The sequence below is a fragment of the Streptomyces sp. 13-12-16 genome, assembly GCF_002114215.1.
In the GTDB taxonomy this organism is placed as follows: domain Bacteria; phylum Actinomycetota; class Actinomycetes; order Streptomycetales; family Streptomycetaceae; genus Streptomyces.
In genome coordinates, this window is sequence record NZ_NCTE01001049.1 from 1 (window position 1) to 914 (window position 914).

Genomic DNA, 914 nt, shown 5'->3' on the forward strand with positions numbered 1-914 from the left:
ATGCTCGCCGTCGCCGGCGACCGCGGCGCCACCGGCGGCGAACTGGCCGCCGCGGCCGGCGGCCGACGCGCCGCGGCCGACCTGGTCTGGCACTACCTGGACCACTCCGCGGACCCCTGGCTGCTGGTCCTCGACAACGCCGACGACCCCGGCATCCTGGAGGAAGGCGCCTGGCTGCGCCCGAGCCCCTCGGGGACGGTGCTGGTGACCACCCGTCACGCGACCTCCCCGCTGTGGCACACCCCGGGGGTGAGCAGCCACCGGATCGGTGTGCTCCCCCTGGAGGACGCCACCCTGCTCCTGCGTGACCTGGCCCCGGAGGCGGGCACCCAGGAGTCCGCACGGAAGGTCGCCCGGCGCCTGGGCTGCCTGCCCCTGGCCCTGACCCTGGCCGGGGCGCACCTGGCCCACCAGCTGCTGGAGTCGTGGACCATGGACGAGTACGACCGGAGGCTGGGCGAGGAGTCGACGGCCCTGGTCGACCGGGGAGCGCCGGTGACCGGTGGCGGACAGTCCCGCCGCCTGGTGGGCCGCACCTGGCAGCTGTCGCTGGACACCCTGGCGGAGGGCGGCCTGCCGGAGGCGACGACCCTGTTGCGGCTGCTGTCCCTCTGGGCGGCGGACCCCGTCCCGCTGTCGCTGCTGATGCCGGCGGCACAGGGCAGGGCCGACGGCCTCGAACACCTCGATCCGCCGCTGAGCGCCGAGCGGGTCGAACCGGCCCTGCGCGCGCTCCTCGACCACTCGCTGATCGACCTGGTCGAGACGGACGGGCACCGCTGCGTGAAGGCCCACGGGGTCCTGCTGGACAGCGTCGCCGCGGGCGTGTCCGACGCGCAGCGCGAGCTCCTGGCGGGAGCGGCGGGCCGGCTGCTGCGGGCGGCGCTGCCGCCGGAGGGCGCCGCGTCACCGCG

General features: G+C 76.6%; 1 pseudogene. It reads left to right on the top strand.

Annotated elements, in window-relative coordinates:
- Positions 1-914, top strand: a pseudogene (locus tag B7767_RS34960) (ATP/GTP-binding protein); the annotation flags it as partial.